22 protein-coding genes and 1 pseudogene are annotated in these 24,200 nt (G+C 62.1%); 16 read left to right on the top strand and 7 right to left on the bottom strand.

Annotation, left to right across the window (positions count from 1 at the left end; translation table 11 throughout):
- Positions 1–11: 11 nt before the first annotated feature.
- Positions 12–932 carry a LysR family transcriptional regulator gene (locus V6767_RS01985; RefSeq protein ID WP_448471880.1) on the bottom strand — a complete coding sequence of 307 codons (921 nt, stop codon included), beginning with the start codon at positions 930–932 and terminating at the stop codon, positions 12–14.
- Positions 933–1,102: 170 nt separating this feature from the next.
- Between V6767_RS01985 and ilvE the strand changes: the two genes are divergently transcribed.
- The gene (gene ilvE / locus V6767_RS01980; RefSeq protein ID WP_448471879.1) at positions 1,103–1,993 is read left to right on the top strand and encodes a branched-chain-amino-acid transaminase; all 891 of its coding nucleotides are present in this window, start codon (positions 1,103–1,105) and stop codon (positions 1,991–1,993) included.
- Positions 1,994–2,150: 157 nt separating this feature from the next.
- On the opposite strand, the gene V6767_RS01975 is transcribed toward ilvE, so the two are convergent.
- Positions 2,151–3,017 (bottom strand): DMT family transporter, encoded by an 867-nt coding sequence (locus V6767_RS01975; protein ID WP_448471878.1) that lies wholly within the window; start codon positions 3,015–3,017, stop codon positions 2,151–2,153.
- A gap of 1 nt (position 3,018) precedes the next feature.
- A complete protein-coding gene (locus V6767_RS01970; protein ID WP_448472114.1) occupies positions 3,019–3,126 on the bottom strand; it encodes a hypothetical protein in 108 nt (35 codons plus the stop codon).
- A 227-nt stretch (positions 3,127–3,353) separates the two neighbouring features.
- Here V6767_RS01970 and V6767_RS01965 point away from each other — a divergent pair, with 227 nt between their 5' ends.
- From V6767_RS01965 to V6767_RS01955, 3 genes are read left to right on the top strand one after another with little or no spacing between them, the layout of a single operon-like run.
- Positions 3,354–4,430 (top strand): efflux RND transporter permease subunit, encoded by a 1,077-nt coding sequence (locus V6767_RS01965; RefSeq protein WP_448471877.1) that lies wholly within the window; start codon positions 3,354–3,356, stop codon positions 4,428–4,430.
- The gene (locus V6767_RS01960; RefSeq protein WP_448472113.1) at positions 4,385–4,744 is read left to right on the top strand and encodes an enolase C-terminal domain-like protein; all 360 of its coding nucleotides are present in this window, start codon (positions 4,385–4,387) and stop codon (positions 4,742–4,744) included. Before V6767_RS01965 ends, V6767_RS01960 begins: the two co-directional genes overlap by 46 nt.
- A complete protein-coding gene (locus V6767_RS01955) occupies positions 4,744–5,082 on the top strand; it encodes a hypothetical protein (RefSeq protein ID WP_448471876.1) in 339 nt (112 codons plus the stop codon). The genes V6767_RS01960 and V6767_RS01955 overlap by 1 nt, the downstream gene beginning before the upstream one ends.
- A gap of 309 nt (positions 5,083–5,391) precedes the next feature.
- Here V6767_RS01955 and V6767_RS01950 read toward each other — a convergent pair whose 3' ends face one another.
- The gene (locus V6767_RS01950) at positions 5,392–6,864 is read right to left on the bottom strand and encodes an arylsulfatase (protein ID WP_448471875.1); all 1,473 of its coding nucleotides are present in this window, start codon (positions 6,862–6,864) and stop codon (positions 5,392–5,394) included.
- Positions 6,865–7,032: 168 nt separating this feature from the next.
- Here V6767_RS01950 and V6767_RS01945 point away from each other — a divergent pair, with 168 nt between their 5' ends.
- The 10 genes and pseudogenes from V6767_RS01945 to V6767_RS01900 all read left to right on the top strand — a co-directional run.
- Positions 7,033–7,992, top strand: coding sequence for a LysR family transcriptional regulator (locus V6767_RS01945; RefSeq protein WP_448471874.1), 960 nt, complete (start codon positions 7,033–7,035; stop codon positions 7,990–7,992).
- A gap of 123 nt (positions 7,993–8,115) precedes the next feature.
- Entirely contained in the window at positions 8,116–9,093 is a 978-nt protein-coding gene (locus V6767_RS01940; protein WP_448471873.1) for a Bug family tripartite tricarboxylate transporter substrate binding protein, read from the top strand.
- A gap of 150 nt (positions 9,094–9,243) precedes the next feature.
- Positions 9,244–9,705: a tripartite tricarboxylate transporter TctB family protein gene (locus tag V6767_RS01935; RefSeq protein ID WP_448471872.1), complete on the top strand. Its 462-nt coding sequence runs from the start codon at positions 9,244–9,246 to the stop codon at positions 9,703–9,705.
- Between the two features lie 10 nt (positions 9,706–9,715).
- The gene (locus V6767_RS01930) at positions 9,716–11,203 is read left to right on the top strand and encodes a tripartite tricarboxylate transporter permease (RefSeq protein ID WP_448471871.1); all 1,488 of its coding nucleotides are present in this window, start codon (positions 9,716–9,718) and stop codon (positions 11,201–11,203) included.
- A 106-nt stretch (positions 11,204–11,309) separates the two neighbouring features.
- Positions 11,310–12,926 (top strand): sulfatase, encoded by a 1,617-nt coding sequence (locus V6767_RS01925; protein ID WP_448471870.1) that lies wholly within the window; start codon positions 11,310–11,312, stop codon positions 12,924–12,926.
- Complete coding sequence (locus tag V6767_RS01920) at positions 12,923–13,885, top strand: DUF4432 family protein (protein ID WP_448471869.1); 963 nt, start codon at positions 12,923–12,925, stop codon at positions 13,883–13,885. Before V6767_RS01925 ends, V6767_RS01920 begins: the two co-directional genes overlap by 4 nt.
- 164 nt (positions 13,886–14,049) lie before the next feature.
- The gene (locus tag V6767_RS01915) at positions 14,050–15,600 is read left to right on the top strand and encodes a sulfatase family protein (protein ID WP_448471868.1); all 1,551 of its coding nucleotides are present in this window, start codon (positions 14,050–14,052) and stop codon (positions 15,598–15,600) included.
- Between the two features lie 178 nt (positions 15,601–15,778).
- The gene (locus V6767_RS01910) at positions 15,779–17,320 is read left to right on the top strand and encodes a sulfatase-like hydrolase/transferase (protein ID WP_448471867.1); all 1,542 of its coding nucleotides are present in this window, start codon (positions 15,779–15,781) and stop codon (positions 17,318–17,320) included.
- Between the two features lie 232 nt (positions 17,321–17,552).
- The gene (locus V6767_RS01905) at positions 17,553–19,397 is read left to right on the top strand and encodes a chloride channel protein (RefSeq protein ID WP_448471866.1); all 1,845 of its coding nucleotides are present in this window, start codon (positions 17,553–17,555) and stop codon (positions 19,395–19,397) included.
- Between the two features lie 100 nt (positions 19,398–19,497).
- Positions 19,498–20,008: pseudogene (locus V6767_RS01900) on the top strand (IS5 family transposase); the annotation flags it as partial.
- On the opposite strand, the gene V6767_RS01895 reads toward V6767_RS01900, so the two are convergent.
- Together V6767_RS01895 and V6767_RS01890 are read right to left on the bottom strand one after the other, a co-directional pair.
- Positions 19,948–20,355: a hypothetical protein gene (locus tag V6767_RS01895; RefSeq protein ID WP_448471865.1), complete on the bottom strand. Its 408-nt coding sequence runs from the start codon at positions 20,353–20,355 to the stop codon at positions 19,948–19,950. The pseudogene V6767_RS01900 and the gene V6767_RS01895 sit on opposite strands and share 61 nt — an antisense overlap.
- Positions 20,243–21,154: an ABC transporter substrate-binding protein gene (locus V6767_RS01890; protein ID WP_448471864.1), complete on the bottom strand. Its 912-nt coding sequence runs from the start codon at positions 21,152–21,154 to the stop codon at positions 20,243–20,245. The genes V6767_RS01895 and V6767_RS01890 overlap by 113 nt, the downstream gene beginning before the upstream one ends.
- A 116-nt stretch (positions 21,155–21,270) precedes the next feature.
- On the opposite strand from V6767_RS01890, the gene V6767_RS01885 reads away from it, so the two are divergent.
- The gene (locus tag V6767_RS01885; RefSeq protein WP_448471863.1) at positions 21,271–22,167 is read left to right on the top strand and encodes a LysR substrate-binding domain-containing protein; all 897 of its coding nucleotides are present in this window, start codon (positions 21,271–21,273) and stop codon (positions 22,165–22,167) included.
- Positions 22,168–22,633: 466 nt separating this feature from the next.
- Here V6767_RS01885 and V6767_RS01880 read toward each other — a convergent pair whose 3' ends face one another.
- A complete protein-coding gene (locus V6767_RS01880; RefSeq protein ID WP_448471862.1) occupies positions 22,634–23,713 on the bottom strand; it encodes an oxygenase MpaB family protein in 1,080 nt (359 codons plus the stop codon).
- A gap of 233 nt (positions 23,714–23,946) precedes the next feature.
- Here V6767_RS01880 and V6767_RS01875 point away from each other — a divergent pair.
- Positions 23,947–24,200: hypothetical protein (locus tag V6767_RS01875; protein ID WP_448471861.1), on the top strand; the 254-nt coding region annotated here is incomplete at its 3' end.

Below are 24,200 nucleotides of genomic sequence, written 5' to 3'. Positions count from 1 at the left end.
GTCCGGTTCGGTCAGGGGCTGGGCAAGGGCTGAGCTGTCTTTGCGGCCTCCGCCAGCATCCAGGTCCGGACATTCCTGATGCGGCGGTCGCGCTCGAGGGCCGGCGGATAGCAGAGGTAATAGCCGGCGTTCACCGGAACCTGGTGCTTCATGATCGGGCAGAGCCTCTCAGCGGCTATGTCGCAGGCGGCAATTTCGATGCCCGCGAAGGTTATTCCTGCGCCGTCAATCGCGGCCTTGAGGCCGAGACCCGAAGAGTCGACGATTGTGATTGCCGCAGGTCGGGTCGGGCCGCCCGGTAGCGTCTCGTTCCAGCGTTCGAAGTCCTTACGCCGGTGCTGCGACAGAAACAGGTTGGTCTGCGAGACGGCCTTGCGAATATCGATTTCGTCATGCGTTTGCCAGTCGGCGGGGCGGCCCAGCAGCGTGACGTTTTCATCGAACAGGCGCTCGGAGAGAACCCCAGCCCATTGCCCGGAACCATGGCGCACCGAGGCATCCGCGACGCCGGCGCTGAGATCGACGGCGGTCTGGGTCGTCGAGATCAAAAGTTCGAAACCGGATCGCGCAAATGGATAGGACGCCATCCGCGGTGACAGCCAATGGACCGCGAATGTTGGCAGCATGGACAGCCGCAAGGGGCCGAGCTTGCGCTCCTGCTTCACCGCCCCGACGGCCTGGATGATCCGCGCAAAGCCGATGGTGAGATCCGGAGACAGTTGCCGTCCGGTCTCCGTCAGCTCCAGGCGCGGCCCGACGCGGCGCATCAATTCTACGCCGAGCAGATCCTCGAGTATCCTGAGTTGATGACTGACAGCGGAGGGCGTCACGCCGATTTCCTCGGCCGCATCCTTGATCGACATGTGGCGCGCGGCTACTTCGAAAGCGCGCAGGGCGTTCAGTGGCGCGGACAATCGCAGTGTTTCGGTCATGGGGCACTCGCTCTCGTATTTCCCGTCAAAGCCAGGTCCCGCCGTTCTCCTCCTGCACTTGGCATCGAACAACGAAATCTCAGCTTTCTCTGAGGATTGCTCACTCGCCAGGCACGGATGTTGGGTGACAATGGGGTGTCTTTCAAAGGGGCCAAATTGCTATGAGTGACGTGCTTGCCTTCGATGATCGCGATGGCCTGATCTGGCTCGATGAAGCACTCGTTCCCTGGAACGAAGCCCGGCTCCATGTCATGACCCATTCGTTGCATGCCGGCGGGGCCGTGTTCGAAGGAATTCGGGCCTATGACGGATGTATATTCCTGTCCCACGCGCATTTCTCCCGCTTCCGGCGTTCCGCCGAGATCGTCGGGTACACGCTTCCCTATTCGAGCCTTGAGCTCGTCAAGGCATGTGAAGCCGTTCTCTGGGCGAACGAATTGAAGGATGCCTATATCCGTCCCATTGCCTGGCGCGGCAGCGAGAGCGTGACGGTGGCCGCCCGCAACGCCACTATCCACGTTGCGATTGCCGCCTGGGATTGGCCGACGCCGGCCGCCGAGGGGAGGAGCACGACGGGTATTCGCCTTCAGCTCTCCTCCTGGAGGCGGCCGCGTGCCGATACGGCGCCGACAGCCTCCAAATGCTCCGGCCTCTACATGATCGGCACGCTCGCGCGGCATGCCGCAAATGACGAGGGTTTCGACGATGCCCTGCTGCTCGACGTCGACGGAGATGTTGCCGAAACGACCGCGACGAACATCATACTGGTCGAGGGTCGCAAGCTCGTGTCCCCGGTGGCAGACTGTTTTCTCGACAGCATAACCAAACGCCATGTCTTCGCTCTCGCGCAGAAGGCTGGTCTGGAGCTCGAGGAGCGAAAAGTCTCGCTGGAGCAGTTTTGTGCGGCAGATGAAGTCTTCGTTGTCGGCACGTCGATCGAGATCCAGCCCGTCGTCGAACTCAAGGGGCCAGTGATCAGAGCCCAATGGAGCGTTGGCCCGCTTACCCAAAGCCTCATCGACAACTTTCAGAACTCGGTTCGCCAAAAATATCCAGCATAGGCGGACACCCTTGCCCAGAGGGCCGGATTTTGTTGCGGACGTCATGTCGTTTGTCCCGGAGCAGAACATTTTCGTGATTTCCGATAGTATTTGACGCTACACTTTGTTGAAAGTCTTGAGCAGGTGCTTCCCGCGATCAGACGCCTAACCGATCACTTCATGAGCGGGGCCGGCGCAGAGACGGCCAAAAATACCAGACCACTGCCGCCATTACGATAGAACCGCCTGCGATCGCCGATTTTCCCGGATCTTCGGCGAAGGCCAGCCAAACCCAAAGCGGACCGAGAACCACATCCAGAAGCGCTACCAAAGCCGATTCCGATGATGCGACGTAGCGCCCACCCGCGAGAAACAACAGGAATGCGAGCGCGGTCGTGAGAAGGGCCAGCATGAATATCAATGCAAGCGCACCATACCCCGGAAGCTGGCCGGATGAGAATGGAAAAGCCGCGACCGCGCACAACGCTGCTCCTGCGGCATTGACATGGACTATGTTGAGGGCTCGACGGCGTCGAGTGAGGATCAGAAGCGCTCCGAAGCTCAAAGTCATGGCGAGGGCCAGTATATTGCCCTTGATATCGCTCATCCCCGATGATGTGCCCGCAACGAGCACGATCCCGATCATTGACAACGAGCTCGCCATCAGCAGGCGTGTCGAGGCCGCTTCCCGGCCGACCGCGAAGGCCAATGCGGCGGTCACGAAGGGGAGTGTCGCGTAGATGATCAGGACGTTTGCGACCGTCGTCATCGTAAGGGCGGCGACATAACAGAACATTGCGGCGGCAGAGAAGCAGGCGGCCAGGCAGAAGCGCCAGTCGAAATGCATTGCTTCCGCCGGACTTGCGATGGCGGTGGCAACAAGGCAGAGGCAGGCGAAGAGAGAACGCCACAGGATCAGATCCCAAAGCCCAAGATCAATTGCGCGTACGAACAGGCCAGCAAGGCTCCAGAGCACGGTTCCTGAACCAACCAGTATCAGACCGTAGATGCGCCGTCTCCCGCCATGTTCCTCCGACCGCCGCATCTCAGACGGATTGCCAGCCCAGCCCGGCGCAGAACGCAGCCAGGAGCATCCGCCCCTGTTCCCAGATGCCGAGGCCGCTTGCGTCGTTGATATGGCCGCACGGGCCGATCTCGATGCAACCGGCGTACCATTCTTCCGCGTGGCCGGGCCGCGCGGCGCAACGTCGTCCTCGGCAATGCCATCGGCGGACGCGTTGTCGTCACCGAGGGGCTGAAAGCGGGCGAGATGATTGTCATTCGCGGACAGGATCGCGTTCAGGACGGGATGCGCGTGAGCCCGGTGAGCGCACAGCAGGATGCTGCAACAGCAGCTGATAGGCATTAAGGGTCAAAGATCATGCCACAATTCTTTATCGACCGTCCGGTCTTTGCCTGGGTGATCGCGATCTTCATCGCGCTCGCCGGGCTCGTCGCCATTCCGAAGCTTCCTGTGGCCCGCTTTCCGGTGATCGCGCCGCCAAGCATCAGCATCTTCGCGACCTATACCGGCGCGAGCGTCGATACGGTCAATGACAGCGTCGTTCGGCCCATTGAGAAGGAACTCTCGAGCGTCAAGAACGTGCTCTATTACGAATCCACCGCCGACTCGACAGGCGGCGCCAATATCATGGTGACGTTCAAGCACGGAACCAATGCGGACCTGGCGCAGGTGGATGTACAAAACAGGCTGAAGAATGCCGAAGCGCAGCTTCCCGAGGCGGTCCGGCGTGGCGGCGTCAGCGTCGAGGCCGCCGAATCCGGCTTCCTGATGGTGCTCACGCTTCGCTCGGTCAGCGGCGAGACCGACGAACTCGCCCTCGGCGATTACATGACCCGCAATATAAGCGAAGAGCTGAAGCGCCTGCCGGGCGTCGGGCGCGTCCAGCAGTTCGGCTCGCCACGCGCCATGCGCGTCTGGGTGGATCCGGCCAAGCTTGCGGCCTACGACCTGACCATGACCGATGTGACCGAGGCGATCACCCGCGAGAACGCGCAGGTTTCGCCCGGCCGGATGGGCGACGAACCGACTGTTCCGGGAACGAAGGTCTCGACGCCACTCACCGTCCATGGCCAGCTCACCTCGCCGGAGGCGTTTGCGGCGATCCCGCTCAGGGCCAAATCCGATGGCGGACGGCTTCTGTTTTCGGATGTGGCGCGGGTTGAACTCGGCGCCCAGACGCTGGCCTTCAGCGTCAGCAGGAATGGCAAGCCGGCCGCTGCCGCCGCGATCCAGATGCGGCCCGGCGCCAACGCCGTCAGCACGGCCGCCGCAATCGAAAAGCGCCTTGCGGAACTGAGGCCGTCAATGCTGCAGGATATGGAGATCGCGATCTCCTACAACACCGCGCCCTTCGTGAAACGCTCAACCATCCGGCGGAGGCAAAGTCGCTGCTCGATGGCCCCGCACGTCCCGACATTTTCATGCCGGACGTGAAGTATCTCTGGCCGCTTGATACGTTGTGCGATCTGCTGAGCTACGCGCGCAAGCGCGGGTCCCGGCTTTCGCTGCACAATCCATCCGGCCCGATATCGACAGCGTTTTCCGCGCATGTTTGTGTGGCATCCGCCGCCGAGGAACCGCTGGAATTCGCCTTCGCCGCCGTAGAGAGCAGGCATGGCTTGGTAGGGCCGGACGAGCCGATCGCCTTGGGAGCCTATCATGTGAGCGACAGGCCCGGGATCGGCGTCTCGCCAACGTTCGCGGCTTTGGAGCAATTCGGTGAAATTCTGGCCAAGGGAGCTCTCTGATGAAAACCAACCGGCTGGACGGAGCCACCATACTGACGGTCATCGTCTATCTCGTCGCCGCCGCTGTATTCGCCGTCCAAATCGGCGGGATCGATCCGCGCGGCACGATCGTGCCGTTGATCTGCATTGCCACGATCGTGCTGTGCGCCGTCGCCGCGGTGGCGTTCCGCGGCGGGGACGCGGTGAGCCTCGCGACGAGCCGCCCGGAGATTGTGGCGGCGCTTGCCACGATCGTCTATATCGGACTGATCTTCATCGTCGGTTTCTACGCCGCGAGCTTTGCCTACTCCCTGTTTCTGGTCGTATATCTTCCCGTCTATCGGCCCGCAGCCTGGTGATCGCGCTGCTCTATGCGATCTTCATCAACCTCATTGTCTATGTGACCTTCAGCCGGCTGCTCGAATATTTCGTGCCGCAAGGGATGATTTTCGAGAGTTTCTAGCAGCCAACGCGGTGCCTGGCGCAGACGGCCGAGGCCTCGGGCTCCAAGCTCAGTGCATTTCTCCGCACCAAGCTTTCCGGCATGCGGTTTCGGCGCCTTGGTGGCGCGGGCGTTGTTATTGCCCCCGGTCACCACCCGCCAGCATCGCCACGATCTGCATTGCAGGGTGACGACAGGTAGGATGAGCCAGCATGAACCCGGTGGCTCAGCGGCTGAGAAGCTCGGTGCTGCCGGTATCGCCGGGGCGCTGGTGGCCCGGCAGATAGGGCGGGGTCGGGCCGCCGAGCACCGCAAGCCGGCCATCCTTCACGAAATTCTCGGGTCGCCCGTCGATCTCGGCGATCAGCAGGCCGCGCAGCCGCTTCAGTTCCGCCTCGTGGGCCGGGTTGCCGGAGAGTTCCACCAACTCCTGCGGATCGGTCTCGAGGTCGAACAGGTGCTCGATGCCGGTGCCCGGATGATAGACATATTTACAGCGGTTCTCGACGATGAACTGCATGCCCGAGTTCAGGGTCTCCAACCTCGAACATTCGCCGTGGAGATGGGTTCGCCAGTCGCTGTCGTCTCCGCGCAGAAGCGGAAGCACGCTCCGGCCGTCGACGGTGTCGGGAATCGGGACGCCGGCGGCATCGAGCAGCGTCGGCATCACGTCCATCAACTCGACCAGCGCGTCCGACTTGATGCCTTCCCTGACACCGAAGGACGGCGGCAGCTTCAGCAGGAAGGGTACCCGCGCCGAACCTTCGAGCGGCGAGCGCTTGCGGATCCATTGATGATCGCCGAGCATTTCGCCGTGATCGGAGACGAACAGGATGACGGTGTTGCGCGGCAGGCGCGCCAGCACCCGCCCGATCTGGTGGTCGATATGCTCGATGCAGCCGTAATAGCCGGCCGCATACTGCTTCTGCACAATGGGATCAAAATTCACCCGCCAGGCATTCACGTCGAGACCGCGCTGGGGCTCGTCATAGACCCGCGCCCAGTCGCCGACGACCGGCGGCGGGATGTCCATGTCCATATATTTCTGGAAGTAATAGGCCGGCGGCGTGCAGGGGGCGTGCGGCGCGAAAATCGAAAGGTTGAGGAAGAAGGGTGCGGTCGGATCGCGCCGTTCCAGGAAGCGCAGCGCGCTGTCGACCGCCCAGTTGGTATAGTGGTAGCGCTCCTCGAGCGCAAACGGGCGGGCCACCCAGCCATTGCCGTGCGCGCCGTCCATTTTCGAAATGTCGGGACCGTATTGGCCATGCTCGACAAGGTAGCGCTGGTAGTCGTTGCCGATGCGCGACGTATCGGGTTGCGCTGGCGAATCGGCCCAGTCGGAGGACTGGAAGCCATAGCGCCGGCGCGGCGGATGCATGTGCAGCTTGCCGACGAGATGGGTCTGGTAACCCGCATCCGCCAGCGTCTCCGGCAGCGTCGGCAGGTCGAGAGAGGTGTCGTAGTTCATCAGCACGCCGTGGGAGGCGGGCTTCGCGCCGGTCAGGAGCGTGCGCCTGGCGGGCACGCAGACCGGGCAGGCGCTGTAGGCGCGGCGGAAATGCGCGCCCCTGGTGCCGAGCGCGTCGAGATAGGGGGTCTGGAGAACGGGATGGCCCTCAATGCCGAGCGCATCGCCGCGCTGCTCGTCCGTCATGATCAGGATTATGTTCGGACGATCGTTCTTCATTGCCTCCGGCATGCGCTTCTCCCGCTGTTATTCACTCCGTCGTTTCCGACTCGTCTCATCGTATAGCGCCCGGATCGACGTCTGAACCAATATTACATCCGATTCCTGCGATACCTTCTGGTTATCCTTTTCCCGGGAGTCTATCCTGCGGCCGCAAGGGTACAGGAGGAACCAGCGACGATGCACGACATCTGGCGGCTTCAGCATTTTCTCGGCGTGGTCGATGCCGGCAGCTTTCATGGCGCGGCGCGCGCGATGAATATCAGCCAGCCGGCGCTGACGAAGTCGATCCGGCTTCTGGAGGAGGCGTTCGGGACCGAGCTGTTCCTGCGCCTTCCGCGCGGCGTCCGGCTCACGGAAGCCGGGGAAATGATGCACATCCGTGCGCGCGAGGTCGAGGCCGCGTGGAACGCGGCGATCGTCGAGGTCGGCGCGCAGTCCAAAGGGCTTGGTGGGACGATGCGCATCGGCGGCGGGCCCGTCTATTCCTCCGTTCACTTTCCCACCATGCTCGCCGACCTTCGCCGGCGTTTCCCGCATCTGAAGGTGCAGGTATCGACCGGCGTGGGCAGCGAATTGCTGCCGATGCTGAAATCGGGCGACATCCGTGTCTATGCGGGCGGCATCCCGCGCACCGAGGGCGGCGCGCTCAATCTCGGAGCCGAATTCAGGACCATCGAGCTCTACCAGCAGCAGAACGCGATCTTCGCCTCCAGCCAGCACCCCCTGTTCCTCAAGGACCGGGTCGAGCCGGCCGATACGCTTGACTATCCGTGGCTCTGCCTGTTCAGCGGCCAGCAGGCGAACATCCAGATCCGAAACTATTTCGAGGCGCGCGGCCTGCCCGAGCCACGGGTGGCGCTGGAATCCCATTCGCTGCAGATCGCGTTCAAGATGATCGCGGAGCACCAGTTCATCGGCTGCATGCCGGTGCCCCTCAGCGCGACCTCGGAAGGGCACGATCTGAAGGAAGTTGCGCTTGACGGCTTCCGCTGGAGCATCCCGACCGGCATCACCTTTCACCGGAGTTCCGCAGAGTTCGCGCCGATCGCGCAGATGATCCGCTCCCTGAATGCGGTGACGGGACCGCTGCGTGAAGGGGATGAATCGCCCCGTTCCGTTCGCCGAGCAATTCCCTGAAGTTATCAAAACGCAACTCATCAGTATTGGCATGGTTTGAATTTTTCGCGCATTGTCGCCTCTCGAAGGCCGAACTGTGAATTTCAGCAAAGTCCGGTCGAGATTTTTGAATGGGAGGACAACATGAAGAAACTGATCGCGGCGGCTCTCGCCGCGTTTCTCATTCCGGCAGCCGTTCCCGCTGTCGCCAATGCCGAATTCCCCGACAAGCCGGTGACCGTGATCTTTCCGAACGGCGCGGGCGGCAATTTCTACCAGATCGCGCTCGCCATTTCGAACGAGATGGCGAAGAACATTCCGGTGCCGATTGCTGTCAATGCGATGCCGGGCGCGGCGACCGCGAACGGCACACGTTTCGTCGCGGACCAGAAGCCGGACGGCTATACGCTCGAATTCATCCACGAGGGCGTGATGCAGGCAGGCCTTCTTGGCATGCTCGGCTTCGATGTCATGGACAAGATGGAGCCGCTCGCAAGCGTCGTGACGACTTATCCGGGGCTCTATACGCTTGGTTCGGCGCCGTTCAACAATCTCGATGAACTCGTCGAATATGCCAAGGCCAATCCGGGCGAGGTGAAGATGGCGATCAACACCGGCTCCTCGGCCCATGTCTCGATGCTCTCGATCGCCACCTCGCTCGGCATCGTGGATGACGTGCGGCTTGTCCATACGCCCGGCGGCGGTTCCGGCTTCACCTCGGGCCTTCTTGCCGGCGACGTCAATCTCATCCAGCAGAACCCGAGCCAGCTCATCGACATGGTCAAGACCGGCGACGTCAAGGCGATCGCCTTTACCGGAAAGGAGAGGGATGCGCTGCTGCCGGATACGCCGACCATGGCCGAACAGGGCTATGACGTCTCCACGGCCGTGACCTCGACCGGTTATTTCTGGATCCGCCGTGATACGCCGGATGCGATCAAGGATTACTGGCGCGAGCAGATCGGAAAGGTGATGACCGACCCCGAGGCCGTTGCCCGGCTCGAGGATACGCTCAACCTGAAGCTCACCTATGTTGCCGAGCCCGAGGTCGAGGAAGCTGCCAATGCGGCTTATGAAGAGCGCAAGGGTTATCTCAAGCAGCTTGACCTGCTTGCGAACTGAACGGGTCCTCCCAGCCCCGCGGGCGCCGCAGACGCGGCATCGCCCGCGGGTGCTCGGTCGGTCTGCCTTATGGCGTCCCGCCGTACGAATTTCGAATGATTGAACGCCGGCTGCCTGAAAGCCGGATCGCTTGCCCAGGAACATAGGACCATGAAGAATCTGATCGGCGGCGCGGTCTTTGCCGTGCTCTCGGCGGGATTGCTCCTGCTCACCGGCCAAATCCGCAACCCGCATTTCGACCCGCTTGGCCCTGCCTTCCTGCCGCGGTTCGCGCTGGTGCCCATGCTGCTGCTGTCGCTCTGGCTGATCCTGTCGGGCGTCCGGGAGCTGCGCGCCGCCCCGTCGGGTGACGGCGCCGGCAACGGTCTCGATCTCGGCCACCTTCGCGCGCAGGTCCTGCTGATGATCGAACTCGGCGCCTTCATCTGGGTGCTGAACACGCGTTTCGTGCCGTTCGAGCTGGCGGCTGGCGTTTTCGTCTTCATCTGCGGCGTGACGCTGATCGGCTTACGCGACCGCCGGCTGCTGTACTGGCTTTGCGCCACAGCGGTGGTGCTGCCGATCGCGGTCGGATGGGTGTTCAAGAACCTCCTCTACGTCAGCCTTCCCTGAGGACAGCATTATGCATTACATGGTCGACTCGTTCCTCTACATGATGAGCCCCGCCGCGCTCGGGTGGTCGCTGCTTGGCGTGGCGATGGGCGTGATCTTCGGCGCGATCCCGGGCCTTGGCGGCGGCATGCTGATGGCGCTGATGCTGCCTGCCACCTTCGTGATGCCGGATGTCGAGGCGCAGGTCTTCCTGATCGGCATCTATGTCGGCGGCGTTTCCGGCGGCCTGGTCTCGGGCGTTCTTCTGGGCGTTCCCGGCGCGCCATCCGCGATCATGACCACGATCGACGGCAGCGCCATGGCCCGCAAGGGGCTGGCCGCCCGCGCGCTGTCGCTTGGCATCGTCTCATCCTTCATCGGCGGCATGATTTCCTGGGTCATCCTCAGCCTGCTCGCGCTGCCGATGGCCCGGGTGGCATCGCAACTCCAGAGTTTCGACTATTTCGCGCTGGTGCTGCTCGGGATCGTCATGATCGCCTTTCTCGCCAGCGGTTCGCCCGCAAAAGCGCTGATCTCGGGCCTTTTCGGCATTCTCGTCGCCACCGTCGGCTTCGATCCGATCTCGGCATCCTCCCGCTTCACCTTCGGCCTGCCGGCGCTCTCCAACGGCTTCGATATTCTTCCCGTTCTGATCGGCACCTTCGCGGTCCGCTCGGTTCTCACCGATCTCGCCAACCCGAAAAGCACGCAGCAGAACCAGCTTGACGCCAGTCTGCGTGACGTCCTGAGGGAGGGCGGCCGCGCCTTCCGCTATCCCGGCAACCTCGTCCGTTCGGGCTTGATCGGCTCCTGGATCGGGCTGCTGCCGGGTATCGGCGCCAATGTCGGGGCGCTGATGTCCTATACCGCCGCGCAGACATTCTCTAAGAAGCGCGAGGAATTCGGCCACGGATCCGAAGAGGCGATCGTCGCCAGCGAGACCGGCAACAACGCAACGGTCGGCGGCGCCCTCATCCCGATGATCGCGCTCGGCATTCCGGGCTCGGGCCAGGACGTGATCCTGATGGCGGCGCTGATCCTGCATTCGATCCAGCCCGGACCGCTGCTTGCGATCGAGCATCCCGACATCTTCTACGGCGTCATCACCTCCTACGCCTTCGCCAACATCTTCATGCTCGCGGTCATGTTGCTCTTGCTGCGTTTCCTCGCCAAGGTCATCAAGACGCCGCCGGGGATTCTCGCGCCGGTCGTGCTGATGTTCTGCGTCGTCGGCGTTGCGGCGAACCACAACAATCTCGGCGATGCCTGGGTGATGTTCGGTTTCGGCATTGTCGGTTACGTGATGTCCTGGCTGCGCTTCCCGCTTGCCCCCTTCATCATCGGATTCGTTCTCGGGCCGCTGGCCGAGGAGCGGTTGCGCTCGGCACTGATGAGCACCGGCGGCGATTTCGCGCCGCTGCTTGGCCGGCCGATCGGCATGAGCCTGATCATCATCGCCGTTGTCGTCGCGCTCTGGCCGGTGGCGTCGGCGCTGATCCGCAAAGGCCGAAAGGCATGACGGCCGCATCGCTCCTCTAATCGATATCTCCGGGTTATCGTGATTCACGCCGGAGATATTTTTCGCCCATTGGCAAATGTCTAATATCCCGTCGGGGAGACTATCCATGAAGCTTGTTTTTGTCCTGTTCGACACGCTGAACCGGCTCGCGCTTGGCGCCTATGGCGGCCGAGAGGTCGCGACCCCGAACTTCGATCGTTTCGCGGCGCGCGCGATGACCTTCGACAACCATTATGTCGGCAGTCTCCCCTGCATGCCGGCCCGCCGGGACATGCACACCGGCAGGCTCAATTTCATGCATCGCTCCTGGGGGCCGCTCGAGCCCTTCGACAATTCGCTTCCCGCGATCCTGAACAAGGCGAATGTCTACACGCATCTCGTCACCGATCACTTCCATTATTTCGAGGACGGCGGTGCGACCTATCACAACCGCTACCGCACCTGGGACCTGGTTCGCGGCCAGGAATTCGACCCGTGGAAAGCCGTGGTCGAGCCGCCGCTCGAACGCTTCGCCCGGGACTATTCCGATCTCCACTACAACAAGCCGGGCGAACGGAACCGGCTGCAGCACCAGATCAACCGCTCCTTCATCCGCGATGAGGAAGATTTCCCGGGCCCGCAATGCATCACTAAAGGTCTGGAGTTCCTCGACAGCAACCGCGACGCCGACAACTGGATGCTGCAGATCGAGTGCTTCGATCCGCACGAGCCGTTTCACGTCCCGGAGAAATACCGCAAGGCGCTGCCGACCGATTACGACGGGCCGATCCTCGACTGGCCGCGTTACGGGCCGTGCACCAACACGCCGGAAGAGATCGCCGAGATCAGGGCGAACTACAACGCCCTCGTTGCCATGTGCGACCATCATTTCGGCCGGCTGCTCGACTATTTCGACGAACACGATCTCTGGAAGGACACCTGCCTCGTTCTGTCCACGGATCACGGCTTCCTGCTTTCCGAGCATGAATGGTGGGGCAAGAACATTCCGCCCTATTTCGACGAGATTTCGCACATCCCACTGATCATGCATCATCCGGACCATGCCGACCGCGCCGGAACCCGTATCGATGCCCTGACGCAGACGCCCGACCTGATGCCGACCATGCTCGACATTTTCGGCCTTGAGGCGCCGAAGGAGACGCGCGGCCGCCCGATCCTTGATCGGCTGGATGAGGATGACGAAGAGCGGATCATCGCCTTCGGCATGCATGGCGGTCCGGTCGGCGTGACAGATGGGCGCCATACCTATTTCCGCTATCCGCCGGACCGCGACGGCCCGGCGCCGGCGGAATACACGCTGATGCCGACCCATCTGAAATCGCTGTTCTCGGTGGATGAACTCGCGGATGCGACCCTTCATCCGCCGCTCGATTTCACCAAGGGCGTCCCCGTGCTGCGCGTTCCGGGCCTCGTGCCCGAAAAACGCGGGCCGGGCCTTTACAGGGATCCTTACAGCCGGTTCGGGACATCGCTTTATGACCTGACCAACGATCCGGATCAGTCGACGCCTGTCGATGATCCGGCTGTCGTGGCGCGTCTCGAGGATGGATTGAGGGGCATATTGAAGGAACACGACGCCACCGATGATTTCTACGCGTGGCTGGGGCTTGAGGCGCCGGCACGCTCGCTGGTCAGCGATGCAGATGAGAGTGACGATTCAGATGATGTCGCTGCGGATGCCTACGGCGCTCAGCGCGATCTGGTGAACCGAGGCCGAGCATGAAACTCTACGGCAGGAACTGGAAGCGCGAGGAGCTCGCCGCGTTAATCCCGGATATCGCCAAGGTGGCGGGCATCAGGCAATTTACGGAAACCGATGGCCCGGCGAGCGGCGCCCGCCTGATCCAGATCGACAGCGGCGGCGGCCTGCGCGTCGAATTGCTGCCCGACCGGTGCTGCGATATCGGCCAGGTCTGGTGCAATGACGTGCCCTTCGGCTGGACCGGGCCGATCGGCATGAGCGGAACCCACTCCGTCGGCGAGAACACGACGCTCTCCGGCCTGATGTCAACCTGCGGCTTCGACCACATCCGCCAGCCCGATACGGACGAGGGGCGCTCCTATCCCCTGCATGGCCGGATGGCGCGGATGCCGGCGAAGATCGTCTCCTGTGCCGCCGACTGGGATGGCGATGATTGCAATTTCCGCGTCTTGGCGGAGGCGACCCAGTTCGTGCTCGGGCAGGCGAGCGTCAGGCTGGAGCGTGAGATCTTCGTTCCCCTCGGCGGCCGGACGCTGTCGCTCACCGACCGCGTGACCGTACTTTCGGGATCGCTGCCGCTGATGGCGATGTATCATATCAATCTCGGTTTTCCGCTGGCGGGCCCCGGTTCGCATCTTTCGCTCTGTGGCACGGAGATAGCCGATGCGCTGTCGCCCGACGGTGTTCGCACCCGCCCGTCCGGCGCTGGGCCGGTCGAGGTCGTTCTTGCCGGCTGCGGCGATGCGCCGCCGCGCTACACACTTGCGTATGACGGCGATGCGCTTCCCTGCCTCCAGACGCTGCGCAACGCGACGGACGGCACAAATCTCTTCTGCATAGAACCGGCGACACATGAGAAGCAGCCGCGCGCCGCGCTGCGCGAGGCCGGCCTCCTGGAACCCTCCGGGCGCGGCGCCACGCGGGTCTTCAGCCTGCACATGTCCTTCGATCCCGGCGGACACACGGCGGGCTACGCGTGAAACCGCCTCGATCCGAAAAGATGGTTGGTTCTCAACGCTCCTAAGGCAGTGCCGGAAGATGACGGAACGCAAAGTGTTTTTTTCTTTTTCACATAAACACAATCTCGGGCGGCTTTCGCCGCGTCGCCCGGCAACGTACCCCATGAACAATGTCGAGTGAAACCATGACCCGCCCCAACATCATCTTCATCATGTCCGACGATCATGCCTCGCGGGCCATTTCGGCCTATGGCGCTGGCATCAACAACACGCCGAACCTCGACCGGCTGGCCAATGAAGGCGTGCGGAGCGATGCGACCTATGTGACAAACTCGATCTGCACCCCGTCGCGCGCGGCGATCCTGACGGGAACGCATAACCATGTGAATGGGGTGACGACGCTTTCGACCCATATCGACAATCGCCTGCCGAATGTCGCCAAGGCGCTGAAGGCCGGCGGTTATGCGACCGCGATCTTCGGCAAATGGCACCTCGGCGAAGGCCCGGCGCATGAGCCGACCGGGTTTGACGAATGGGCGGTCGTGCCGGGGCAGGGCGACTACTGGGATCCGGGCTTCCACTTTCCCGATGGCTACCGCCGGGTGCCGGGCTATGCCACCGATATCATCACCGACATGTCGGTCGATTTCATCAAGCGCCACAAGGACGAGCCCTTCTTCCTGATGTGCCACCACAAGGCGCCGCACCGCAACTGGCAGTATCATCCGCGCTACAGGGATATCCACGAGCCGGGCAGCATTCCGCTGCCGCCGACCTTCGAGGACACCTATGAGAACCGCGCCGCAGCGGCCGCGGCCGCGAAAATGCGCATCAAGTCCGACATGCTCTATGAGGATCTCGGCCTCATCCAGCCGGAGGGCGGCGCCGAAATCGCCGGCGAGCTGATGGTCGAGGGCTGGCCGGCGCGCAAGATCCCCGAGCTGAAGGACGGCGAGACCATCTCCGTGATCTGCGCGGAGACAGGCAAGACCTTCACCTTCGACGACCCCAAGGCCTTTGCCGAATTCAAGTACCAGCGCTACATGTCGCGCTATCTGCGCACCGTGCAGGCGATCGACGACGGCGTCGGGCGAATGCTCGACACGCTCGACGAACTGGGCCTGGCGGAAAACACGGTCGTGATCTACACCTCCGACCAGGGCTTCTTCCTCGGCGAGCATGGCTGGTTCGACAAGCGCTTCATGTATGAGGAAAGCTACCAGATGCCGTTCCTGTGCCGCTATCCGGCGGAGATCGCGCCTGGCCGCACTTCCAGCGACATCGCCTGCAATGTCGACTTCGCCCCGACCTTCCTCGACTGGGCGGGTGTGGAAGTGCCAAGCTACATGCAGGGCACCTCGATGCGCGCGATGCTGCGCGGCGAGACGCCCGAAGACTGGGACCAGCTCGCCTATCACCGCTACTGGATGCACAATGACGAGATCCACGAAGCCTGGGCGCATTACGGCGTGCGCGATCAGCGCTACAAGCTGATCTACTGGTACAACAAGGCGCTGGGACAGGATGGCGCGCGCGAAAACGATGCGCCGCCGGAATGGGAACTGTTCGATTGCGACAAGGACCCGATGGAGCTCTTCAACGTCGCAAACGACCCCGCCTATGGCGACGTCTTCAAGACGATGCTCGCCAAACTCGACGCCAAGCAGGCCGATATCGGCGACCTGCCGGAGCATGACAGCGCGGAGGTTCTCAAGAGCCTCGTTATCGCGTCCTGAGCCATGAGACCACGGCCGGAACAGCCTGTCCCGGCCTCATGAAAACACATGAGCCGGTCGCGCATTTGCGACCGGGGCGGCTGCGTGTTGCCCCGCACGACCGGTCAACTTTGCAAAGCGGTCTCTTCGGCGCGGTCTCATTCGCGCTGAAATAGACCGCACTATGGAGGAGGCGCCCGTGCGGCTTATCTTCGTTCTGTTCGACTCGCTCAACCGCCTGGCCCTTGGCGCCTATGGCGGCGATATCGAAACGCCGAATTTCGATCGGCTCGCCGCCCGCGGCGTGACCTTCGAGCGTAATTACGTCGGAAGCCTTCCCTGCATCCCGGCGAGGCGCGAACTGCAGACCGGCCGGGCGAATTTCTTCCACCGCAGCTGGGGGCCGATGGAGCCCTATGATGTTTCCTTCTGCGACCTGCTGCGTGACAAGGGCATATACACCCATCTCGTGACCGACCATTTCCATTATTTCCAGGATGGCGGAACCGGCTACCACACGAAATACAACAGCTGGGAATTCATCCGTGGCCAGGAATATGACGCCTGGAAGGGGCTGGCCGAGCCGCCGCTCGATGCCTTCCGGCGGGATTATGACGCGCGCCACTACGATCCGGCGAAAAAGCCCGGCCGGGTCCAGCATATGATCAACAATATGCACCAGATGCGCGAGGCGGATTATCCGATCGCGCAATGCTTCGCCTCGGCCTTCGATTTCCTCGACAGCAATCGCGTCGCGGACAACTGGATGCTGCAGCTCGAACTGTTCGATCCGCACGAGCCCTTCCGCGCCCCGGAGCGCTTCCGCCGCGAAGGCGACAGCACATGGCAGGGTGCCGTGTTCAACTGGCCGGATTACAAGCGCGTCAACGAAACCGACGATGAAGTGGCGGAGATCCGGGCGAACTATGCAGCGCTTCTGCGCATGTGCGACGACTATCTCGGCCGCCTTCTCGACTATATGGACGAACATGACATGTGGAAGGATACCGCGATCGTGCTCGGCACGGATCACGGGTTTCTGCTCGGCGAACACGGCTGGTGGGGCAAGGGCCGGATGCCCTATTACGAGGAGATCGTCCACACGCCGCTGATGCTCTGCCATCCTCAGATGCCGGAGCGGGCGGGCGAGCGGGTGCCGTCACTTACGCAGACCGCCGACATCATGCCGACGGTCCTCGATCTTTTCGGGGTCGAGGCACCTGCGCCCGTCACCGGCCGCTCCCTCCTTGCCGAGCCTGAGCCCGGCCGGGTGGTCGCCTTCGGTCTGTTTGCAGGGCCGGTGGGCGTGACCGACGGGCGTTACGTCATGCTGCATTATCCACCGGACGTGCTGGCCGACGGGCTCCACGAATACACGCTGATGCCGCAGCACATGACCGGTCCGTTCAACGACGAGGAGATCGGCACGGCCACGCTCTCGCCGCCGTTCGACTTCTGCCGAAACATGCCGTTGCTGCAGATCGACGCGCTTTCAACCGCAAGGCGTCCGCCGAACATCAATGGTACGTTCGAGGACCAGGGCTTCCTGCTGTTCGACCTCGAAAGCGACCCGAAACAGCAACAACCGATCCGGAATGCTGCCATCGAGACGCGTCTTTATGCAGGATTGCGTGACTACATGCTGGCGCATGACGCGCCGGCGGAGGCCTATGTCTGGCTGGGGCTCGAGGCGGCAGAGGATAGCCGCAGGCGGATCGCGGACATCATGAGGCCGATGTGACATGGTGGCTGAGTTCCACAGGCTGAATCGCGCAGGAAAGGCGATTAAGTCAGGTTATCGCAGGACGCTTTGTTGTGATTGGATCGCATGCGGTCCTGTTGATAGACATCAATCCAGCCGACGCGCCAACTCAAATTCCCCGGCATCCCTCCGCCCTGCAGTGACCTGGCGGGCCCATCAAAAATTGCGTCATGTCGTTGTTGAACCTGTCGATGAGAACCAGTGATCTCCCGTGTCCATACTGCCTGATCTGAATTCCCCGGTGCTCCGCTCCACGCTGCGCGCCACCAATGCCTGGATGCATCTTCTTTCGCCAGTGTTGCGACTGCGGCTGCTGGTGCGCCGGAGCGAGATATGGCTGGTGGCGATCGCCACCGTTATCGGCGTTGCCGCAGGGCTCGCCCAGGCCGCCATTTCGACTGCGGCCCATGGATTGCAGCGATTGCTTTTCGGGCTCGGGCCGGACGAGCGGCTGAGCGCAGCGACGGGCACGTTCGGCCTCTGGGCGCTCGGCGTGCCGCTGGTCGGCGGCCTGCTGCTGGTGCCGGTCGCCTATCTGGTGAAGCGCAACGGGCGGCGCATGGTTGACCCGATCGAGGCCAATGCGCTGCATGGCGGTCATCTTTCCTTCAAGGACAGCCTTGTCATCACGCTGCAGACCATCATCTCCAACGGGTTCGGCGCGTCGGTCGGGCTGGAGGCGGCCTATGCCCAGATGGGCGGGGCCTTCGGCTCCAAGCTCAGCGCATTTCTACATGCGCGCCGATCGGACATGCGTCTTCTTCTCGGATGCGGAGCAGGCGCTGCCATCGCGGCTGCGTTCCAGGCCCCGATCGCCGGCGCCTTCTATGCCTTCGAACTGGTGATCGGAACCTACACCATCGCCGCGCTCGCGCCCGTCATGGTTTCCTGCATCGCCGCGACCTTCATTTCCGGCTGGCTGACCGACAGTCACGGAAGCCAGCTCGGCGGCTTGCCCAGCATCGACCTCGACATGTTCGTTGCGCTGATGGGGCTTGCTGTGGTGACGGCGATCTGCAGCGTTGCGCTGATGCTGCTGGTCAGTCAAACCGAGAAATTGTTCGGAAAGCTTAGGATACCGTCTCTCGTCAGACCCATTTTCGGCGGCGCGGTTCTTGCCTTTGCCGTGGCGTTTGCGCCCTTCGTGCTGTCGTCCGGTCATGGGGCGATGCAGTCGCTGTTGGAGGACCCTCCGACCTCTCTATGGCTGCTTCTGTTCATGATCGTCGCCAAGATGCTGGCCTCGGCGGTCTCGCTCGGCAGCGGATTTCGCGGCGGCCTGTTCTTTGCTTCCCTGTTCGTCGGCGCTCTGATCGGCCTTGCCTATTTCATGGTGCTGGACCGGTTCGCGCCGGGCATGATCGCAGACAACCGGATCGCCGCCTTTGCCGGCATGACCGGGCTCGCCGCCGCCGTGGTCGGCGGACCGCTGACCATGGTGTTCCTTACGCTCGAGGATTCCGGCTCCCTGTCGCTGGCGATCACGATGCTGGCGGTGGCCGCCGTCTCGTCCGTGCTGATCCGCCAGTTCTTCGGCTATTCCTTCGCGACCTGGCGTTTCCACCAGCGTGGCGAGACCATCCGCAGCGCGCATGATATCGGGCTGATCCGCTCGCTCACGGTCGGGCGGATGATGCGCCGCGACATCCGCACCGTCCGCGCCGGCATGACCGTCCGGACCTTCCGGCGGGACTTCCCGCTCGGCTCGTCCAAGCAGGTCGTCGTGGTTGATGACGACGGTGCCTATGTGGGTATGGCGCTGATGCCGGAGATATATGCGCTCGATGAGGAAATGCTCGATCAGCCGCTCGAAGACTTCCTCGCCCTGAAGGAGACCGCGCTGACGCCCGAAATGACGGCGCGTCAGGCCGCACAGCAGTTCGAGGACCAGGCCTCCGATGCTCTGGCGGTGGTAACCGACCGGCGTTCCAACCATGTGCTCGGGATCTTGAGCGAAAGCTACGTGCTACGCCGCTATGCCGAGGAATTGGACAAGGTCAGGATGGATATGAGCGGCGTCATCAGGCGGCCTGCGCGTTCCGCCCCACGGCGCTGAAAGCGGCGCGCTGACGATCTTGCCGGTGAGGGCCTAGGGTCAGGACCCATTGATTTGAACTGACGGTTGTGATTCAGACGGGCGTATAGGAGCCTGACTGATGAGTAATTTGTTTTGGCTGACGGACGAGCAGATGGCCCGTCTTCAGCCCTATTTTCCCAAGAGCCATGGTCGCCAGCGCGTTGATGATCGACGCGTTCTGAGCGGCATCATCTTCGTAAACCGCAACGGTCGCAGATGGCGCGATGCACCGAAGGAGTACGGTCCCTCCAAGACGCTTTATAACCGGTAGAAACGCTGGGGTGACAAGGGCATCTTTCTCCAGATGATGGAAGGCCTGGCTGTGCCTGAAGCTGCAGAGCACAAGACCATCATGATCGATGCGACCTATCTCAAGGCCCACCGCACGGCTTCCAGCCTGCGGGTAAAAAAGGGGCGCAGGCCGCCTGATCGGACGCACGAAAGGTGGCATGAACACCAAGCTTCATGCTGTAACGGATGCGAACCGTCGCCCGATCAGTTTTTTCATAACGGCCGGCCGGGTCAGCGATTACACCGGTGCTGCGGCATTGCTTGATGAGCTTCCCAAGGCCAAATGGCTGCTGGCCGAGATGGAAAATGTCATGATCGACTTGGAGATCAGCCCTTTCGGCCTGAGACCGGCATAGATGCCGAGCGGGATGCCGATGAACAGCGCCATTACCAGCGCAACGAATGCCAGCTCCAGCGTCGCCGGCATGCGCCTCAAGATCAGCGTCAGCGCCGGCTGGTTGTAGATGAAGGAATTGCCGAGATCGCCGGAAAGCGCCCGTTTCAGAAACAGCAGATACTGATCCCATACCGGCTTATCGAGGCCGAAACTCTGGATCACCTGCAATCGCTCGGCAGGCGTCGCCGTTGGGCTGAGCAGCACATCGACCGGATTGCCGACGAGATAGAGGCCGGCAAACACCAGCATCGACATCACCAGCAGCGTCAGAATGGTCTGGAGCAACCGACAACCGGCGCATGTCGGCGGTCGGAATGCTCTCGATCATGTCGACGTCGCCCGACAACATGGCGGCGACTCGGGCGCTAGGGTTCTTGAAAACCCGGAAGGTCGCCTGGTCCCACTCGGCCTTGCCGCCCCAGTAGTCGTCATTGCGCGCCAGCACGACCTTGTCATCGGGCGCCCAGGAAACGAATTTGAAAGGTCCCGTGCCAATGACGCCCGTGCCAGCATTCATTTCCTCGGTCGTGGTGTTTTCCATCTCCGCCGGCAGGATCGCTATCCGGCTGAGATTATTCGGCAGCCGCGGCATCGGCTCGGCGGTCGTGATGCGCACGGTCATCGGCCCCTCGGCCGTGACGTCGGTGATCCCCTTGACATAGGGCGTGAACGAACTCGGGCTGTTGGTCGCGGCCAGCGGCACGCGCTTGATGCTGGCGATCACGTCATCGGCGGTGAAATCGCTGCCGTCGTGGAACTTCACGCCTTCGCGCAGCTTGAATTCCCATGTGGTGTCATCGACGGGTTTCCATGAAACGGCAAGGCCCGGCTTGAGCTGCTGCTTGTCATCCTGATTCACAAGGCCATCGAAGATGTTGCGGGTCATCGCACTGTTGGGGCCGATCACATAAAATTGCGGGTCCATCGACGTTGTCGAGGCCGCCAGACCGACCGTGAGGTCCTCCGCCTGACTTGCCAGCGGCGAAAAGAGAACGGTTGCAGCCAGGGCAGCCGCGAAAGCGGAACTTTTCATTGAGCACTCCTCCATGCTGTGTAACTCCCGCACTCCCGGCGAGACTCTCATGAGTCTAAACAGGATGATCGCAGAATAAAAATTGCATTTTCAGTTCTATTCATGCCTGAATATTATGGATGGAGGCGCCTATGAAACTGAAACCGCGACAGATCGAAGCCTTTCGCAGCGTAATGATGGCTGGCGGGATCACCGCAGCCGCTGATGTCATGAACATAACCCAGCCTGCGGTGAGCAGGCTTGTGCGCGATCTCGAGGAGGCGGTGCAAATGCGTCTGTTCGAGCGGGCGGGCGTCCGCCTCGTGCCGACAGCAGAAGCCGCCCAGCTCTATCGGGAAGTCGAAAGGCTCTATCTCGGGCTCGACCAGATCGGGCGTGCTGCCGAAGACATCCGGGTCCATAAGAATACTGTCCTGCGCCTCGCCAGTGTCACCTCGCTGGTAAGACCTTACCTTCATCAGGCAGTGATCGAAACGTTAGGCGACCGGCCTGACATTCCACTCGTGATCGATGTCGAGAACAGTCGGCAGATATGGGATATGGTCGAGCACAACCGCTACGATCTCGGCCTCGTGTTCGGTTCGCCACGCATGTCCGACAAAGGGGCAAAGCTGCTTTACAGTTCGCGCGCCGTCGCCGCGATGCGACCGGATCACCCTTTGTCGGCCCGCGACGTCGTCACGCCAGCCGATCTCATCGACCAGCGCGTGCTTTTGCCGGGACGGAACTCGCCGATGCGCCGGGCGCTCGACAGGGCTTTCGCCAGTGCCGAACAGCAACCTGTCAGCGTCGTGGAAACATCGATGCTCAATTGCTGCCATTTTGCCGCAGCCGGCATGGGTGTCGCCATTGTCGACAGGATCACTGTGAATGCGGCGGGTGCCGGGACAATTTCCAGGCCGTTCGAGGCAGACGTCGAGATTTCATATTTCGCAATCCGTCCCTCAGGCGCACGCGGCATCGCGGTGCTCGACGATCTGATCGAAAGCATCCGTGCGCTTATGGCAAACACGTCGACGTTTGCCTGATCTCGCGGCCGGCTGAAACCACACCGAGCGGACGACTTCTGATGGCTCACATCTCGTCGCCGGCGGCGTTCATTTTGAGGGCGCGTGGCGCCGGTTCCAAGCCGGAAATGTAGGGGACGCGCAGAAGTTCTCGCAGGAGCGGCCCTCGCGGCGGACAAGGGCATTGGGGATATGTGCATGTTTGTGAACGGCGCGGGCCGAGCGCTCGTGATCGCACTTGCTCGCAAGGCGAATGGCAACTTGTGCTCTTTGGCCGTTACAAAGCGGATAGTCAGTAAACGACCCTAAACCGACCATTCCGGAGCGCAACTTGTTGCCCAAACTAGAAAATCAATGCCGCTAAAGCTGCTAAACGACCAAGTCGTCGATCCCAATCCCTTCAAGACCTGTGAATTGATGCCCGGTTCACATGCTTGTTCCGGCGCCAAGTCAGGCGCAAGCTGTTTGTCGAGCCGGACGGCGAAGCTCAGCTTCGTTTGGCTTCGGCGTGAAGCTTGCGCGCGGCGGTGATGAGTTCCACGGCGTCGGGGCCCCACATCATGCGCAGGAAATAGCGCTCGATCGGCGGTTGCTGCACCAGCCAGACCAGCGGAAGAAGCGCCACCCTTGCGGCCAGAACCTTCTTTTCCTGGCGCGGGGTCAGGCCGCTGTTCTTGCGCGTCTTGCCGGAGACGGCGGCCATTGCGAGCATCTTGAACAGGCCCTCCTGGAAAAACAGCTGGACCTTCACCTTCCGCTGCGAGGGATGATCGTTCTTCTTGATCGACTCCATCCACAGCGTGTGGAAATTCTCGCCTGTCGCCGGAATGGTCGCCAGCGTCTTGGTGACGCCGAACAGGCCGTCATATTTATGATAGAGCTTGTTCAGGTCGGCCATTGACTTCGGCAGCTCCGCCTCGTCATGCGGAAACAGTTTGCAGTACTCGCTGACCTCCGCGATGTAGCGGTCCCTAAGTTCCGGAGAGAGCCGTCCGGTGCGCCTCAAACCCTTGAAGCCAAGGCGTTCGTAGACCCAGAGCATTGAGTGCATCTCGGTCAGGCCCGCCCACATGGAATCCCGCGGCGAGTTGGCCTGATAACCGCCGAGCTCCGGGTGGCCGACATCGATGACGTCGCCCGCGACCTTCTCGTGAACCCGCACAAGGTGCTGGGCGACGCGCGTGGCGGTATCCCTGTCGCCGAGCCACATCGGCGCGTGGATGCCGGAGTTTCTCTGGCCGCGGTCGAAGACGTCGAACAGGGTCAGTTCACCGCGATGCGCCTTCTTCGAGATCGGGTCCCAGTCGCGAACGCCGGCCACGACCGGCTTGTAGGTCAGTTGCAGGATGAACTGCGCCGGCGATTGAAAGACAATCACCGCGGGATGAAGCAACACGTCCCAGGCGACCGAGCCGGGGCCGAAAACGCCCCGGGCCGCCGGTTCTTCCGCCTTCTTCGCGACCTTTGGAATGCCGTGACGCCGCCAGCGCTTCGCGCTGCCGCGCAGCCGTTCGCGGCTCACGACGATGTTGGGGTTGGTCACTGTCGAATGATCGGTGGTCGTCATAGTTTCCTCCTATTATTCCCGTCCGGGAATAAAGGTAGTCCTCACGCTTGAGATTTGTCAATACGAATCTTTCACAGGCGCTCGCCGCCCTTGCGATATTGAAAAGCCTGCGTGATAAGAGCCATCACGGAACCGGAAAACGGACGGGCAGGACGGGCATGACAGTGGCAGGAAAGGAAAAGCAGGCGGGCGCGCGCCGGAAACGGCGACCGGGAAAAAGGGCCGGTCTTGATGTGGACCAGATCATCGCCGCGGCCAAAACGCTTCCCCTGGAGGCGCTTTCCATGCAATCGCTCGCCGATGTGCTGAAGGTGGACCGAAAGGCGCTGCATTATCACGTCAAGGACCGGCAGTCGCTGTTCGAGCTTCTCGCGCGCCACGCATTCTCCGAACGCCTGATGCAGACCAGGGTGAAAGACGCCGCGGACTGGCAAGAGGCGTGCAGGATCTACGCGCGCGATCTGGCTGACTGCGCGACAGGCCTCGC

The sequence above is a fragment of the Martelella sp. FLE1502 genome, assembly GCF_053484255.1.
Note: the sequence above shows the minus strand (reverse complement) of the source record. Positions and strands in the feature narration are given on the sequence as shown.

Excerpts from the sequence above, each read along its gene's own strand:
- V6767_RS01935 (WP_448471872.1), top strand. The coding sequence starts at position 9,244 with ATGAAGAATCTGATCGGCGGCGCGGTCTTTGCCGTGCTCTCGGCGGGA.
- V6767_RS01965 (WP_448471877.1), top strand. The coding sequence starts at position 3,354 with ATGCCACAATTCTTTATCGACCGTCCGGTCTTTGCCTGGGTGATCGCG.
- V6767_RS01895 (WP_448471865.1), bottom strand. The coding sequence starts at position 20,355 with ATGCTGGTGTTTGCCGGCCTCTATCTCGTCGGCAATCCGGTCGATGTG.
- V6767_RS01945 (WP_448471874.1), top strand. The coding sequence starts at position 7,033 with ATGCACGACATCTGGCGGCTTCAGCATTTTCTCGGCGTGGTCGATGCC.
- V6767_RS01925 (WP_448471870.1), top strand. The coding sequence starts at position 11,310 with ATGAAGCTTGTTTTTGTCCTGTTCGACACGCTGAACCGGCTCGCGCTT.
- V6767_RS01885 (WP_448471863.1), top strand. The coding sequence starts at position 21,271 with ATGAAACTGAAACCGCGACAGATCGAAGCCTTTCGCAGCGTAATGATG.
- V6767_RS01975 (WP_448471878.1), bottom strand. The coding sequence starts at position 3,017 with ATGCGGCGGTCGGAGGAACATGGCGGGAGACGGCGCATCTACGGTCTG.
- V6767_RS01985 (WP_448471880.1), bottom strand. The coding sequence starts at position 932 with ATGACCGAAACACTGCGATTGTCCGCGCCACTGAACGCCCTGCGCGCT.
- V6767_RS01940 (WP_448471873.1), top strand. The coding sequence starts at position 8,116 with ATGAAGAAACTGATCGCGGCGGCTCTCGCCGCGTTTCTCATTCCGGCA.
- V6767_RS01930 (WP_448471871.1), top strand. The coding sequence starts at position 9,716 with ATGCATTACATGGTCGACTCGTTCCTCTACATGATGAGCCCCGCCGCG.
- V6767_RS01915 (WP_448471868.1), top strand. The coding sequence starts at position 14,050 with ATGACCCGCCCCAACATCATCTTCATCATGTCCGACGATCATGCCTCG.
- V6767_RS01955 (WP_448471876.1), top strand. The coding sequence starts at position 4,744 with ATGAAAACCAACCGGCTGGACGGAGCCACCATACTGACGGTCATCGTC.
- V6767_RS01880 (WP_448471862.1), bottom strand. The coding sequence starts at position 23,713 with ATGACGACCACCGATCATTCGACAGTGACCAACCCCAACATCGTCGTG.
- V6767_RS01950 (WP_448471875.1), bottom strand. The coding sequence starts at position 6,864 with ATGCCGGAGGCAATGAAGAACGATCGTCCGAACATAATCCTGATCATG.
- V6767_RS01890 (WP_448471864.1), bottom strand. The coding sequence starts at position 21,154 with ATGGAGGAGTGCTCAATGAAAAGTTCCGCTTTCGCGGCTGCCCTGGCT.
- V6767_RS01920 (WP_448471869.1), top strand. The coding sequence starts at position 12,923 with ATGAAACTCTACGGCAGGAACTGGAAGCGCGAGGAGCTCGCCGCGTTA.